Raw genomic sequence first — 13,609 nt, 5'->3', positions numbered from 1 at the left:
TTTTCCAGAAAGAATCCTGTAATTAGATCAGTCTAACGAAAAGCCAAACAAGCCTATGTTCGTTTTATAGGGAACCTCTACAGGTGAGTCCTGTAGTTCATCGATTAAGCTCATGTAGGTTGTCATTTGATGGGCTAAGAGGTTTTTGTCACTCGGGATAGAAGTGGTGAATTTGGTGGCTCTTAACATGCTTTTGACGCCGTTGGTCTGTGCGTATTTGTTATCACCTCTTAAAATGATCTCTTCTCCCATATGCCAATAGATATCCAAGTTCTTTATCTGCAAAGGGCTTAGAGGTGGCACCAATGGCACTATGTCGTTGGGTGTAACGACTCTAGTTAGAGGTAAGTCTGAAAATTTATTCGCGCCTGTGACATTGGTGACTTTCGGCTGGCCAAAGGTTATGACCTGGGTGACTTGATAACCATCCTGCTGCAAATACATGGCAAGTATGACAGCGATGGCTCCGCCTAAACTGTGTCCTGTTATCTGCACTGGTTTGTCAGTGCTAAGAAAAGGTTTTATATCTTCATAAACAGCTTTCGCGCCTGAGGCAAAGCCCCTATGTAGGTCGATATCAAGCTTAGCGTCGGGTTGCAATGAAATATCCAAATCCAACATGGCATTTTCTAGGTTTGCTGTGCCTCGGATAGCGATGTTCTGCACGTCATTGGCTTGGCTCAAAAAGTAACTCACTTCGGAAACGGGAATCACGGCTTGATGAACGAATTCTTGTGCTTGTTGTTGAAGTACGTTTTTAATCTCGGCTGCTTCAAGGTAAGAGTCGTTCGATAACTGGGCTTGGATTTTAATCTCTGCGAAATTTTGTCCAGCGAAAGCAGCCTGAAATGGATTCAGTAAAGTAAGAGTGATAATGGCGATTAATATTTTAAACATGTTTAGTGTGTCAGCTCGTTTACTCGAAGTCGGTGAGGGTACTAAAAAATGCCACAATCTAATAGTGTCTTTGCGTTAAGCAGACATTTTTGTTTTATAGCTTTTAAATTTCATAAAAGCTTTGCCATACTGAGTGGTTTTTTCATTAATGGAGTATCGAATGCTAAGTTCTAAAGCCAGTTGTCAAAGTCGAACGTCTGTTACCGCTAGAAACTGGAATGCTGTCAGTAGGTTTAGGGAACTGGCTAAGCAATTATGATTGACTCATAAAAAATTGAACCTTTAAGGAAGCGTTATGGAAGCAATAGAAAAAGTACTCACTTTTATTGTTGAGATAGAAAAACTTAAAGACGTGCAACGTAATACCAAGCCAGTTGGTTTGGAACGTTATGAAAACTCCGCCGAGCACAGTTGGCATGTGTGTTTATCGGCTTTGATGTTGCACAGTTTTTCAAATGAAGCGGTTAACATTGATCGTGTGATCAAGATGTTATTGATACACGATCTGGGTGAAATAGATGCAGGGGATACCATAGTATATGCCAGTGAAACAGCGGCGGTAAAGAAGGAGGAAATAGCTGGGATTCAGCGTATTTTGTCTCTTTTACCAGATGACATGGGTAACGATTTTTTTACCTTATGGCATGAGTTTGAATCTGGTGATACGGCGGATGCTCGTTTTGCCAAGGCCATCGATAGAGTCCCGCCATTACTGCATAACATTCACGGAGATGGCCATAGTTGGAAAAAGCATGGTATCAGCAAGGAGCAGGTTTTTTCTGTTAATCAACGCATTGGGCAAGGCAGCGAAGTACTCTGGTCGGTAATGCGTGGTAAGTTAGAAGAGGCTGTAGATCAAGGCATTCTCGAGTAAACTATAGATTCGTACAAGAAAATAAGAATGAGTATTTAATGAGTGCTGAATTTTCGATTTTATCTGCTACCTTGTTGTTTTTATTCGTCATCGATCCGTTTGGTAATATTCCAATTTTATTGTCAGTGATGAAGGGCGTGCCGCAGAAACGTCAATATCAAATTGTTTTGCGAGACGGTTTGATCGGTCTGATCATTTTGGTGTGTTTTTTGTTTTTTGGGGCGCAATTCCTAGCCTTGCTGCATTTAGAGACTGAGTCGATCTCTATTGCGGGTGGTGTGGTGTTGTTTGTGATTGCCCTGAAGATGATTTTCCCGAAACCGGTTAGTTTGGAATCTGGGCCTGTGATGGAACCTTTTATCGTGCCGATTTCCATTCCTATGTTGGCTGGGCCGTCTACCTTGGCGACATTGTTGGTGATGGTGAAAGGGTTTCCAGCTAAGCAAGACGATTTATTGATTGCAGTGATGGCGGCGTGGGGCATTTCTGTGGTGATCTTGATGATGGCGCCACTGCTGAACCGAATTCTAAGGGAGAAGGGTTTAGCCGCGTTAGAGCGTTTGATGGGGATGCTGTTGTTGATGATGTCGGTGCAGATGTTGGTGAATGGCGTAAGAGGGTTGATTACGCACACGGTCTTGTAGAGATCTTTGCATGATTACCATGCTCGTAACATCGTGAAAAGGCCTCTTATTTTGTTATGGCAAAGTAAGGGGCTTTTTTGCTACCGCGATGCCATTAAGGTCGCAATAAATATAATCCCCTTGGGCAATCTGGATTCCTGCGATGTGTAGGGATTTTCCTAGATCGCCAAGGCCACGCTTTTCCGTTGGCATGGGATGAGCACAAAGGGCGTGAATGCCGACCTCAATTGTCGCTTGAGCGGCGATGTCTCGAATCGCACCATAAATTACAAAACCCTCCCAGCCATTGTTGGCGGCTTTTTGTGCCAGCATGTCGCCTAATAGGGCCCGTCTTTTACTGCCACCGCCATCGATTACCATGACTTTTCCTGTGCCGTTTTCATTGACGAGTTCACGTACTCGGCTGTTGTCTTCAAAGCAGGATATGGTCACTACTTCACCATAGAAGTGACTGCGTTTACCGTAGGAGGTGAAGATAGGCTCGGCAATTTTCAGTTGCTCTGGATACAGGTCACATAAATCTGGCAGCAGGTCTTTCATAGGGGCACCTCTTGTTTGTGATGAATCGAATCAGTCTACTTGGTCTGGTATGTCGCTTGGGTCGATAAGGCCGTGCTCTACCGCAATGTGCAGCAGTTGGATGACGAGTTCATCGGGCGGAAGTAAATGCAATGGCGTGTTGTTACCTTGCTCTGCTACGGCGTCGTCTAGGTTGACATCTCGCTCTTCAAACCAAGAGTGGATGCTTTGCACTTCAAAGCTTGGTTCAAGACCTTTGGTGTCGTAAGTGGCTTGCACCAATAGGCTGATAGCATCGGGGTCTAATCCGTAGATGACGTCGGTATCAAATTCGTTGGTCCATTCTGCGAGTATGTCGCTGGCTTCAAATCCAAATTCGTAAAGTTGTTGTTCGTTAAGGTCATGAAGGTTGGGTTCAATGGTGTGGTTTTCTAGCCACTTATCGTCTGGGATCACCAGTACTTCTTTTACTTGAGTTTCTGGCGTTGACCAAGTGAAGAGTAGTGGGAAAGCTGGCTCGTCGGAAGAGTTGGCGACAGCCGTCATGAATATAGGTAAACTTGCCATAATGTAGAACCAATACCTGATTGTTAAGGAAAAATAAATGACCAGCCGAATCAAGATCAGTAGTGCATTTGATGGCGGTAACATCTCCGTGATTGAAGCCTTGGAGCCGGACAATATTAGAGTAAAGATCCCTAATGATACAAACTCTAAATTCTTGCAGTGGTTTTATTTTCGCTTACAGGGTGGAATGGGAGAGCAATGCACCATTCATTTTGAAAATGCCAGTGATGCGGCTTACCCAGATGGTTGGACGAATTATCAAGCCGTGGCCTCCTATGACCGCGAATATTGGTTCCGTGTGCCGACTGACTATGTCGATGGCAAGTTGGTGATTTCCCATCAACCGGAACAAGACAGTGTGTATTATGCCTATTTTGCCCCTTACAGCTATGAAAGGCACCTTGATATGGTGGCGTGGGCAGCTAGCCATGAGGATTGTATTACTGATCATTTGGGTGAAACCGCCGAAGGTCGTGATATCACCTTGTTAGAAGTCAGCAAAACCCAAGGTTTAGCGAAGAACATCTGGATCATTGCCCGTCAGCATCCGGGTGAAACCATGGCGGAATGGTTTATAGAAGGCTTACTAGAGCGTTTGTTTGATGAATCTCACCCGATTGCCCGTTCTCTTTTGAGACAGTGCCGTTTTTACGTGGTGCCGAATATGAACCCTGATGGGGCTGTGCATGGTAATCTGCGAGTGAATTCTAAAGGCGTCAATTTAAACCGTGAATGGAAGAATCCGACTAAGGAATTCAGCCCTGAAGTCTTGGCCGTACAAGCGAAGATGGCCGAAACGGGAGTAGATTTGTTCTTGGACATTCATGGTGATGAGGCCCTACCTGTGAATTTTGTCGACGGTTGTCAAGGAGTGCCTTCGTTTGATAATCGTATGGCAGCCATGGAAAATTTATTTAAGGATGTGTTTGAAGCGGTCAGTCCAGATTTTCAAAGTGAATTGGGCTATGCCCCTGATCAATTTGGTGAGGCTAATTTAACGGTAGCGACTAAGTGGGTAGGGGAAACCTATAAGTGTCTTTCTTTTACCTTGGAAATGCCCTTTAAAGACAACCAAAATTTGCCGGATGAGGTGGTGGGGTGGTCTCCTGAACGAGCGAAAATTTTGGGTGCGGATGTGTTGTATCCTATCTATCAAGTGATTATGAGCCCACAGATGAAGGTGGAAGGCTAAGTGATGGATTCTTTAGCCGAGCTTAAGTTGGCGATGCGTCAATTTGCACAGGAAAGGGACTGGGAGCAATTCCATTCGCCTAAAAACCTGTCAATGGCGTTAGCAGGAGAAACCGCAGAGTTACTGGATTGTTTTCGTTGGCTCACAGAAAAAGCATCCTATGAATTAGATGCTCAGCAACAACAGGCGGTGCAAGAGGAGTTGGCGGATGTGTTGTTATTTACTATACGTCTTGCCGATAAGCTGGATATTGATCTGCTTTCTGCCGCGCAACAGAAAATCATTAAAAACGCTGAGCGTTATCCAACTGATAAAGTCAAAGGCCAGTCAAAAAAATATAATCAGTATTAGTTTACTCTAGCGGTCTGCACAGAAGTAGATTAGCATCATGAACGAATTTAAACACTGATATCGATTTTATAACACGTTATTTTTAGGACGACAAAAAATGCCTAAGGCGAGTGAAATTAAAAAGAACATGGCTGTCGATTATGACGGCAAAACTTTTATTGTAAAAGACATTGAACGCTCAGTACCTCAGGGTCGAGCTGGCGGCAGCTTGTATCGTATGCGTATGTACGATGTGGTGACTGGCCGCAAGGTAGACGAAACCTTTAAAGACTCAGAGATGATTGGTTTGGCGGATTTGATTCGCAGACCAGCGATGTTTTCTTATGAAGATGGCGACGAGTATGTCTTCATGGATAATGAAGATTACACGCCTTATAACTTGAATAAGTCCGCGATTGAAGAAGAAATGCTGTTTATTAATGAAGAAACCACGGGCATTCAGGTAATTCTAGTTAATGACGCACCAGTCGCTTTGGATCTGCCGACCAATGTTGAGCTAGAGGTGATCGAAACGGATCCTTCTATTAAAGGCGCTTCCGCCACGTCACGAAATAAACCTGCTACCTTGTCGACAGGGGCGATTGTTCAGGTGCCTGAGCATATTTCTACAGGAGACCGTATTAAGGTCAATGTGGAAGAGCGTAAGTTTGCGGGTCGAGCAGATAAATAATAAGGCATCTCGTTATGATTGAAGCGCAGCCAAGTGGCTGCGTTTTTTATTGCTATTGAAAAGGTACTTTTGTTATTCAGGCTTTTCTTTGACGTCATTTTTTGTGACGCTACGCTTTTCGGGATGATTGTTGGCTTCTGTTAGTCCTGCTTCGCGCTGTACGGCGGCGAGAACGCCTCGCAAGATACCCAGCTCTTGTTTTTCAGGGCGAGAGCGGTTGAAGAACCTATGCAGCTTATCTAATACTTTCCCCGGATGGTTACGAATAATGAAGTTGATACCGTAGAGGGTTTCTTCTAGGTGTTCGTAGAACAGATCCATGTCTTTTTTACGGGGATATTCTGGCGCTTCTGTTTTCTTGAAACAGTTATTTTGGTTGGCCATCCAAATTTCATAAGCGACAATTTGTACCGCTTGGGAGATGTTCAATACTGGGTATTCGTCGTTGGCGTCGATGTACACTTGGCGATGACACTGGGCGATTTCTTCGTTTAGAAGCCCTGTGGTCTCACGACCAAAGACAATGGCGACGTTATGGTCTTTGGCTTCTGGAATCACGCTTTCAGCACATTCTCGGGCGTTCATTAATGGTAGTTGGAAAGTACGATGACGGGCGCTGGTGCCCACCACTAGACTGCAATCCGCAATAGCGTCTTCTAAAGTTGATACCAGGGTGGCATTTTCGAGCAGATCCACGGCACCCGCCGCTCGGCTGGTGGCTTCTTCTGATGGGTAGTCGTTTGGGTCGACCAAATATAAATTAGTGAGTCCCATGTTCTTCATCGCGCGGGCAATAGCGCCGACGTTGCCTGGGTGAAAGGTGTTAATCAGTACGATTCGGATATTACTTAGCATGGGTCTTGATGTACTCAGGGTTGTTTGTCTTTAGAAAGGGCTTTGATTTATTGCTTTAGCGTGAGGGTTTGCTCAGTGCCAGCAAAATCAACATTTTCTAAAATGACTTTGGTTGTGTCGTTAAAGAGGAATTGATTACAGGCGTGATGATACAGGGAACCTGTCTCTAATACCAAGCGGTAACGACCACGGGGAATGTAATTGGCGGCGTAGGCTTGTCTGGCATTCAGGTAAATAGAGAAGGGAGCCTGACCATCGAAGGATTCAAATCTTAGCATGCTAGGGGATTGCAGTTGATTGAGTATGCGTAATCGACTTTTGCCACTGGCATTGCCAATAACTTGCCCGTGCCGAGGCGCTACTCCCGGCTGTCCTAGGCAATTTTTATCTATGGCGGTTTGCGCTGAACCAAAGCCAACATCTTTTGCTTGTACCCAACCATTGACTCCTTGGTAGCGGACGGTCAACCAGTCCCCCTGCATTTTGATGCTTTGTAAGTTGGAAAGCATGGGGATGCCGAGTAATTCCGTCGTCGATAGATCAGGTTCCGCATACAACTTGATGTCCGTTAAGCTGTAGTTTGTACCGGTGCGGAATTGTGGGTAAAGACCGCGTATATAGGACGTGTCTAAGGTTTCTTCTAGTGCTGTTTGTTGGGCAGACTGCCAGTATAAAGTGGTATAAATGCCAGCGGCGAAGCAGGCAATATAAGTGGCGGCTCGAAAAGCCGCTTTCGCAGCATATAGGCGGATAGGGCGGCTAACCGTTTGAGTACTTTGAGGTGGTGTTTCTTCATGATCAACAAAGGATTGATAAGGTGGAATGTCTGTTTGCTGATAGCTTTGTTGGTTTTCAGTGTAACCTTGTGAGGTAAAATTTTTTGAGCTTTTAAAGGCTTCTTCATAGATGGCTTTAACGCGCTTTTCATTGAGTGTATTGCGTGCTGATTTGATCGCGTCGTTACGCGTTTTCTCCTGTTGCATGCTATTGCGCTTCATTTCTTCATAGGCGCGCTGCCGTTCTTTGATAAAGGCTTTTTGTTCTTTGTCTGTAGCAGAAGAGGCGTGGTAGCGGTTGTTTTCTGAGCGACTTTGAGTATGAGCTTGGGTGAAGCTATAAGGCTTCCAATCGTTAACTTGCATACCTTGTTTTATGGCGTCTTGCACATTTTGGTAGGCCGCCTGCAAGCGTTGGAAGTGCTCTGTGGTATCTATGTCAGGGTTTTTGTCTGGATGATAGCGTCTTGCTAAACGTCTGAAAGCGCTTTTGGCGTCTTGCTCGCTGGCGGAGGTAGGAATCTCCAGCAATTGGTAGTCGTCTATAAGGCTCATGCAATCCTAGGTATTAAGTGTGCTGTTTATAATAAATTGACCAAAGCATTATGCACGATTTATTAACAGTGACAAAGCCTCATTAAGTTGCAGTGAGCAAGGTGGTAATTAGCTTAATAGGGCAAGGTATTGATCTGGAGACATGGGGCGATGTAGGTGATACCCCTGTCCTATTTGGCAATGCCATGATTGTAATAGTTGGGCGACTTCTTCTGATTCAATTCCTTCAGCAACACAGGTAATGTTTAGTGTTTTACTTAGGTTGATTATGCTTTGGCATAGGGTTTGGCTCTGTGGGTTATTGAGGAGGTTAATGACAAAGAATCGGTCGATTTTTAATTCACCTGTTTCTAATGCAATGATATTTTGCATGGAGTTGTACCCGACGCCAAAGTCATCAATGGACAGTTTGAACCCTGCTTGATGCAGATGTTTGACGTTATTATCCACGATTTCATTATTATGAAGGGCACTGGTTTCTGTGATTTCTATGGTGAAATTTTCCGGTTTGAGGTTATAGCGTTTGCTTAATGTTGTGATGCGTTCTGCAAAGTCACTTTGTAGAAGATCAAGTGCCGATATATTAATAGATAAACTTTGGGCACTGAGTATCCTTGGGTGCTCTGCGGTCCACTGGAAAATCTTGTCAAATACCATATCTGTTAGCTTATAAATGAGCCCTGTTTGCTCCGCTAATGGAATGAATTCATCAGGTGATATTTGACCTAGGTGTTCATTTCGCCAACGTACTAGTACTTCTCCACCAATAACCTCCCTGCTTGATAAAGTGACTTGAGGTTGGATCTCAAAATACAGTTTTCCTTGCTGGATATCGTCTGTTAGCAGTGTGATTAGGTGTAGTTGATGGGCATGATTGTTTTTTAGTTCATTATTAAAAGTTACCCAGCCCTGTGAATAATTTGTGACTGAGTGACTAGCAATAAGAGCATTTTGATAGAGTTTATCTAGATTTGCTCCTTGTGAAGGGTAAAGGGCGCTACCTACTTGGTATTGCAATCGAAATTGCACCTTACTGACTAGCGTCGGTGTTGTCAGTGTATTCTGAAGTTGCTGAATTTGCTGGTTGATCTCGGTGGGGGTGATACTAAAAAATGCGAAGGTTTCAGGGTTAATATGGATGAGTTTTTTAGTGCTTTTATTTGGCAAAGGCAAAGATAAAATACCGTCCATGCTCATTAGCCGTTGATTAATGTTTAACATCACTTGAGCAATAGCAGAATCCGCTTCTTCTGGTCCGAATGCTTGGCTTAATTGTGGGTGGCTAGTGGTTTTAACCATAACAAAGATAAGCTCTGTTGGGTCTTGTTTCGGTAAGTACTCTATTAAGGTATCAAAATAATAGGAGCGATTTGGTAGGCCGGTGGCCGCATCTGTTAGAGTTTGCAGTTGACGAGCTTGTTCTATGTGTTTTGCTTTGTCGGCAAAAGCGAAGGAAAAAATGAGTAATTGCAAAACACTGGCTGCTGGAAGGATAGATTCGGTGAGCATATTAAGGGGCAATATTTGCCAATAAATCATGGTGTTTAATAGGGCTCCTATCATTAAAACCAGCCAAGCAGAGAGGTAAAAACGAACGGCAATAAAACCTTTGGAATAGGCCCGTATGCTCCAGTAAATACAAATTGTAAATAGCAGGGCTTCAATACCTGCAAATAGTATCGCAGAGGTTTTTACTGAAGCAATTTGGGTGACTAATAGAAAAACTAGAAATACGCCATCTCCGTATTTTCTAATAAAAGATGAAGTGGCAGGTATTCGAACTTCTTGAAGAAAATAAAGGGTGAAACGATAGAGCACCCATGCACCTAGGCCAAATATGAAGAATAGATTATGTACTAGCCATTGGCTTATTTGCTCAGGAAAAAGCCAACGATTAAAGCCAGTAAGTACTGAAAGTGATGCAAAAATTATAATGTTGAGAGCAAGGTAATAAATAAATCCAGGCTGCTTGAGCAAAATAAAGACAAAGAAATTATGGGCGAATAAAATGGCTAGACAACTTATGGTAATGGTCCAAAAAAGCCTTCTAGCTTCCTTTTCTGATGCGGCTTCTTCCGGGTTAAAAGATTTAATAGGAGTAAGAAGCGGACTGGTGCCTTGTTTACGAATTAATAGGGTCGTTTTGTGGTTGTTAGAAAGAGGAATAGGTATCCAAATGCCATAATAGGCTTTTGCTTTCATATTCCAGTCTTGTCGCATTCCTCTTTGCCAATGGTTGATTAATTTATTGTTTTGGAATACGTAAAAATCGAGGTAATCAATTACATGGTAGTTGAGTTCCAAATGAATGGTTTTATCTGCTTGTTTGGGGGGCGTTTGAGTGATGGCTGGAAACTCAAGTTTGTGCCAATAGGCATGTTTAGAAAAGTCTTGCGATTCTTGGTATAGATTTGGTTGGAATTGGGCTGTTTGTAGTACATTGAGGGCGGACGTTTGTCTTGTTTCTTGATAGGTTGGCAGAGACGTGTGGGTGTTATTTTGAGATTGATCTGAGCTAAGAACATATTGCGACGAAAGCAATAAGGTTAGTAAAAAAAGCTTGGCCCAATGTCTCATTGCTACGTGCCCTACATGAAGGTTATGTTGTCAGTGTTAAAGTCGACATTTATTAATGTGTAGTTGTGGGTGGATCTCACTGATTCTGTGAATTCATTAGACTTTGCTTGCATTCGTTTGTGCTTTCTTAAAATATAGATGAAATTTTTACGATATGTGTAATCTTTAGGAACTTTAATGACCGACAAACTTACTCATTTGGACCATCAGGGCCATGCCCATATGGTTGATGTTTCAAATAAAAATGATACTAAGCGTACAGCAACAGCTCAAGCTGTGTTGTTTATGCAGGCTTCTACCTTAACCAAAGTAATTGAAGGCGGTTTACCGAAAGGGGATGTTTTAGCCACTGCACGTATTGCTGGTATTCAGGCTGCGAAGAAAACCTCTGACCTTATTCCACTTTGTCACCCACTTATGCTGACTAAGGTGAGTGTGGACATTAATGTTTTAAGTGAAAATGAGCTGGAAGTATTGTGTAGCTGTTCTTTGGCAGGGAAAACGGGTGTAGAAATGGAGGCTTTAACTGGGGCGAGCATCGCCGCTTTAACACTTTATGATATGTGTAAAGCCGTCGATAAGGGCATTATTATTAATAATGTGGCTTTGCTTGAGAAGAAGGGCGGGAAGAGCGGTGACTGGAAAAAAGCAGATGTCTAAGGTTAATGTGGTTTTCTTTGCTTCTCTTAAAGAGTCTTTGGGCCAAAGCGCGTATCAGGCTGAGCTTGAGTTACCAATGAGTATCGGGCAGCTAAAACAGCATTTGGCTGAGTGCTTTGAAAATGGTAAGACCTTGTTGGATAGCGGGATTCAATCCTCCATTGATTTTGAATTCGCGAGAGATGGCGACATGGTTTCTGCATCGGTAAAAGAGGTGGCATTTTTCCCTCCGGTGACAGGGGGCTAGATGATTAGAGTGCAACAAGAAGACTTTCAGGTGGATACTCTATATAACCATTTATTAAAAGCCAATAAGACTGGTGCTGTTGCCATGTTTGTTGGTTTAGTTCGTCAGTTTGCTGATTTACCCAAGGAAGCCTGTAGCTTTGAGCTTGAGCATTATGCGGGCATGACAGAGCATAACTTACAGGCGATTGTAGATGAGGCGAACACACGTTGGCCTTTATTAGATGTTTGCATTGTTCATCGTGTTGGTCGTCTATTAGTGGACGACCAAATTGTCTTTGTTGGTGTCAGTGCTTCTCACCGATCAGAAGCCTTTCAAGCCTGTGATTTCATCATGGACTACCTAAAAAGTCGAGCTGCCTTCTGGAAAAAAGAAACACAAGGTACCGAAAGTAAATGGGTAGAAGCCAATACCAAAGATGAGAAAAGTTTAGAACGTTGGAAGAACTTAAGTTAATGAGGCCTTAGTGTCTTTTTACGGCCACTGGCATGACGTTCTCGGTACTCTGTGTCTATGTATTTATCTGTCGTCGCCATGCTGGCGTGGCCTGCGTCTTCTCTAACGTGTTCTTTGGGTCTAGTTTTGACATCTTCCGAAATGCCCGTATGACGTAGCCAGTGGACAGTGGCGACTCTTAAGTCTTCTGCATCGGCTCTCATACCATCCTCACACATACGTTCGTAGGCTTTATCAAAACAGGATTGCACAATGTTCCTGACCTGTCTCGAGCTGGTCATTGGGCCTTGACCTCTATTTTTTGGTACTAAAGGCGTATTTTCTGCGATGGTTGGCAGGTTTGGCAGATCACGAAAGCGACGGTAGCGGATGAGGGCATTTAGCATGTCGTCAGACACCGCCACGAGTCGTTCTTTATTTCCCTTCGATAATACTTTAAACCACCAATGGCCATCTGAGTCTTTAATAAAGTCGCCCATGACTGGAGCGGACCTTTCATCAGCTACTAATTCTGAAATACGCAAATACATACCGAGTAGGGCATTCATCACAAACAAGGTTCGCTCATGCATAGTTGGGTCTTCTTGCGCTAATATTTCTGCGGTTTCTATGACGTAATCCCATTGTAAATTAGAGATGCGTCTCACTTGCTTTCTGGTGATTTCTTTTTTGACAAATTTACTTTTTTGCCGGATCAAAGCCACTGGGTTTTGTTGTGCTGCATCTTCCTGCATGAGAAAGCCGTAATAAGATGACAGGATAGAAAAAGTGGCTCGAATGGCTGATTGAGAAAGCGAGTGTTGTTTTGCCAATGGTGTTTCACCATTTTTAAACTCTAGTTTGCTGACATGGGCAACAAAAGGTCGCCAAGATTTATTAGGGACTCTCTCTCCCATGGACAATTTAAAACGAGCCACATTTTTTGTGCCTATCCAGCTTTCTGGCGGTGAAATACAAAAATGGATGAATTCCTCGATTTGCTCTCGTTTTAATTGCGTTGTTGGGCAAGATGCCTTGTGCCATGACCAGAGCAGCAAGCGTTCAACTTCTCTTCGATAAGAGTTAAAAGTCGCTTGAGAGCCGTTGTAGCTATATATAAAACAGAGGGCCAACTGTAGGTCGCGACGGTAGTCTGGATCCATTAGCTGGGGGATGCTTCCCTCTAAGTTCGCTACAATGCGATCGAATTGAGTAAAAGGGTTCGGCAAATGTTCTAGGTTATCGATTAAAGCAAAAGGCGTCATAGTCTTTCATATCCAAACAGAGGTGATAGATTAGCAAATTTTTTCGCTGAGCCCTATCTATGTTGAATTTTCTGTTGAATTTTTGAGACCTTTTTCAGGGAAAGGCTTTTTGTTTTTAAATAATCGCTGAATTTTTAACGATTGACTCTTTGAATAATGCATAGATAAAGGTTGGTGTTTGTGACATTTATGCAAAGTGTTACTTTTGTTTGCACTCTTTGCTATAACCTCTGCTCATATTTTGATCTCTTATATTTTAATACATGACTATTTAGTTATTGTTTCCACATTTAGTCTGCAATGACGTTCTTTCTTGCGATAAATCGTTAATGTGACAAGTATTTATTCGTATTCGAATAAAAGGTGGAAGTGTTGTTTGGCATCTATTTATTTATTTTTAAAACACTAATATGTAAAACATCGAAACGTTGAACTGATTAAAAGTTCAGAAATAAAAGTCAAATAACTTTCTCTAAAGGAGATGAATATGAAAAATTTTACTAAAACTGCCTTAACTCTTCTTAC

At 43.0% G+C, this 13,609-nt stretch carries 15 protein-coding genes; 8 read left to right on the top strand and 7 right to left on the bottom strand.

Annotation, left to right across the window (positions count from 1 at the left end; genetic code table 11):
* Nucleotides 1-27: 27 nt before the first annotated feature.
* Entirely contained in the window at nucleotides 28-897 is an 870-nt protein-coding gene (locus I8J31_RS15100) for a lipase family protein (protein ID WP_199469413.1), read from the bottom strand.
* A gap of 295 nt (nucleotides 898-1,192) precedes the next feature.
* On the opposite strand from I8J31_RS15100, the gene I8J31_RS15095 reads away from it, so the two are divergent.
* Nucleotides 1,193-1,771 carry an HD domain-containing protein gene (locus I8J31_RS15095; protein ID WP_199469412.1) on the top strand — a complete coding sequence of 193 codons (579 nt, stop codon included), beginning with the start codon at nucleotides 1,193-1,195 and terminating at the stop codon, nucleotides 1,769-1,771.
* A gap of 38 nt (nucleotides 1,772-1,809) precedes the next feature.
* Entirely contained in the window at nucleotides 1,810-2,415 is a 606-nt protein-coding gene (locus I8J31_RS15090) for a MarC family protein (RefSeq protein WP_199469411.1), read from the top strand.
* 54 nt (nucleotides 2,416-2,469) lie between these two features.
* On the opposite strand, the gene I8J31_RS15085 is transcribed toward I8J31_RS15090, so the two are convergent.
* On the bottom strand, nucleotides 2,470-2,955 hold the full coding sequence (locus I8J31_RS15085) for a putative 4-hydroxy-4-methyl-2-oxoglutarate aldolase (RefSeq protein WP_199469410.1): 486 nt from the start codon (nucleotides 2,953-2,955) through the stop codon (nucleotides 2,470-2,472).
* Nucleotides 2,956-2,985: 30 nt separating this feature from the next.
* Nucleotides 2,986-3,501, bottom strand: coding sequence for a hypothetical protein (locus I8J31_RS15080; RefSeq protein ID WP_199469409.1), 516 nt, complete (start codon nucleotides 3,499-3,501; stop codon nucleotides 2,986-2,988).
* Between the two features lie 37 nt (nucleotides 3,502-3,538).
* Between I8J31_RS15080 and I8J31_RS15075 the strand changes: the two genes are divergently transcribed.
* From I8J31_RS15075 to efpL, 3 genes are all read left to right on the top strand, one after another.
* Nucleotides 3,539-4,693, top strand: a complete 1,155-nt coding sequence (locus I8J31_RS15075) for a M14 family metallopeptidase (RefSeq protein WP_199469408.1) — start codon at nucleotides 3,539-3,541, stop codon at nucleotides 4,691-4,693.
* A gap of 3 nt (nucleotides 4,694-4,696) precedes the next feature.
* Nucleotides 4,697-5,044, top strand: a complete 348-nt coding sequence (locus I8J31_RS15070) for a nucleotide pyrophosphohydrolase (protein WP_199469499.1) — start codon at nucleotides 4,697-4,699, stop codon at nucleotides 5,042-5,044.
* A gap of 97 nt (nucleotides 5,045-5,141) precedes the next feature.
* Nucleotides 5,142-5,714, top strand: coding sequence for an elongation factor P-like protein EfpL (efpL, locus tag I8J31_RS15065; RefSeq protein ID WP_199469407.1), 573 nt, complete (start codon nucleotides 5,142-5,144; stop codon nucleotides 5,712-5,714).
* 72 nt (nucleotides 5,715-5,786) lie between these two features.
* Here efpL and trmJ read toward each other — a convergent pair whose 3' ends face one another.
* The 3 genes from trmJ to I8J31_RS15050 form a co-directional block, all read right to left on the bottom strand.
* Nucleotides 5,787-6,569 (bottom strand): tRNA (cytosine(32)/uridine(32)-2'-O)-methyltransferase TrmJ, encoded by a 783-nt coding sequence (gene trmJ / locus I8J31_RS15060; protein ID WP_199469406.1) that lies wholly within the window; start codon nucleotides 6,567-6,569, stop codon nucleotides 5,787-5,789.
* Nucleotides 6,570-6,616: 47 nt separating this feature from the next.
* A complete protein-coding gene (locus I8J31_RS15055; RefSeq protein ID WP_199469405.1) occupies nucleotides 6,617-7,900 on the bottom strand; it encodes a J domain-containing protein in 1,284 nt (427 codons plus the stop codon).
* Nucleotides 7,901-8,008: 108 nt separating this feature from the next.
* Nucleotides 8,009-10,477 carry an EAL domain-containing protein gene (locus I8J31_RS15050; protein WP_199469404.1) on the bottom strand — a complete coding sequence of 823 codons (2,469 nt, stop codon included), beginning with the start codon at nucleotides 10,475-10,477 and terminating at the stop codon, nucleotides 8,009-8,011.
* 177 nt (nucleotides 10,478-10,654) lie between these two features.
* Between I8J31_RS15050 and moaC the strand changes: the two genes are divergently transcribed.
* The 3 genes from moaC to I8J31_RS15035 are packed head-to-tail and all read left to right on the top strand — an operon-like array spanning nucleotide 10,655 to nucleotide 11,840.
* The gene (moaC, locus tag I8J31_RS15045; RefSeq protein WP_199469403.1) at nucleotides 10,655-11,137 is read left to right on the top strand and encodes a cyclic pyranopterin monophosphate synthase MoaC; all 483 of its coding nucleotides are present in this window, start codon (nucleotides 10,655-10,657) and stop codon (nucleotides 11,135-11,137) included.
* On the top strand, nucleotides 11,130-11,384 hold the full coding sequence (locus I8J31_RS15040) for a MoaD/ThiS family protein (RefSeq protein ID WP_199469402.1): 255 nt from the start codon (nucleotides 11,130-11,132) through the stop codon (nucleotides 11,382-11,384). Before moaC ends, I8J31_RS15040 begins: the two co-directional genes overlap by 8 nt.
* The gene (locus I8J31_RS15035) at nucleotides 11,385-11,840 is read left to right on the top strand and encodes a molybdenum cofactor biosynthesis protein MoaE (protein ID WP_199469401.1); all 456 of its coding nucleotides are present in this window, start codon (nucleotides 11,385-11,387) and stop codon (nucleotides 11,838-11,840) included. It begins immediately after the preceding gene.
* Here the strand turns inward: I8J31_RS15035 and I8J31_RS15030 are convergent.
* Nucleotides 11,837-13,084 carry a tyrosine-type recombinase/integrase gene (locus I8J31_RS15030; RefSeq protein ID WP_199469400.1) on the bottom strand — a complete coding sequence of 416 codons (1,248 nt, stop codon included), beginning with the start codon at nucleotides 13,082-13,084 and terminating at the stop codon, nucleotides 11,837-11,839. The genes I8J31_RS15035 and I8J31_RS15030 overlap by 4 nt on opposite strands.
* Between the last annotated feature and the right edge of the window lie 525 nt (nucleotides 13,085-13,609).

The sequence above is a fragment of the Marinomonas transparens genome (assembly GCF_016463975.1).
Lineage (GTDB): Bacteria > Pseudomonadota > Gammaproteobacteria > Pseudomonadales > Marinomonadaceae > Marinomonas > Marinomonas transparens.
The sequence above is the reverse complement of the archived record's forward strand: the minus strand, read 5'-3'. Positions and strand labels throughout refer to the sequence as shown.

Bases quoted from the DNA above. Each gene is read 5' to 3' on its own strand.
- I8J31_RS15070 (WP_199469499.1), top strand. From the start codon at position 4,697: ATGGATTCTTTAGCCGAGCTTAAGTTGGCGATGCGTCAATTTGCACAG.
- I8J31_RS15080 (WP_199469409.1), bottom strand. From the start codon at position 3,501: ATGGCAAGTTTACCTATATTCATGACGGCTGTCGCCAACTCTTCCGAC.
- I8J31_RS15095 (WP_199469412.1), top strand. From the start codon at position 1,193: ATGGAAGCAATAGAAAAAGTACTCACTTTTATTGTTGAGATAGAAAAA.
- I8J31_RS15055 (WP_199469405.1), bottom strand. From the start codon at position 7,900: ATGAGCCTTATAGACGACTACCAATTGCTGGAGATTCCTACCTCCGCC.
- I8J31_RS15090 (WP_199469411.1), top strand. From the start codon at position 1,810: ATGAGTGCTGAATTTTCGATTTTATCTGCTACCTTGTTGTTTTTATTC.
- trmJ (WP_199469406.1), bottom strand. From the start codon at position 6,569: ATGCTAAGTAATATCCGAATCGTACTGATTAACACCTTTCACCCAGGC.
- I8J31_RS15100 (WP_199469413.1), bottom strand. From the start codon at position 897: ATGTTTAAAATATTAATCGCCATTATCACTCTTACTTTACTGAATCCA.
- I8J31_RS15040 (WP_199469402.1), top strand. From the start codon at position 11,130: ATGTCTAAGGTTAATGTGGTTTTCTTTGCTTCTCTTAAAGAGTCTTTG.
- I8J31_RS15030 (WP_199469400.1), bottom strand. From the start codon at position 13,084: ATGACGCCTTTTGCTTTAATCGATAACCTAGAACATTTGCCGAACCCT.
- I8J31_RS15050 (WP_199469404.1), bottom strand. From the start codon at position 10,477: ATGAGACATTGGGCCAAGCTTTTTTTACTAACCTTATTGCTTTCGTCG.
- moaC (WP_199469403.1), top strand. From the start codon at position 10,655: ATGACCGACAAACTTACTCATTTGGACCATCAGGGCCATGCCCATATG.
- efpL (WP_199469407.1), top strand. From the start codon at position 5,142: ATGCCTAAGGCGAGTGAAATTAAAAAGAACATGGCTGTCGATTATGAC.
- I8J31_RS15075 (WP_199469408.1), top strand. From the start codon at position 3,539: ATGACCAGCCGAATCAAGATCAGTAGTGCATTTGATGGCGGTAACATC.
- I8J31_RS15035 (WP_199469401.1), top strand. From the start codon at position 11,385: ATGATTAGAGTGCAACAAGAAGACTTTCAGGTGGATACTCTATATAAC.
- I8J31_RS15085 (WP_199469410.1), bottom strand. From the start codon at position 2,955: ATGAAAGACCTGCTGCCAGATTTATGTGACCTGTATCCAGAGCAACTG.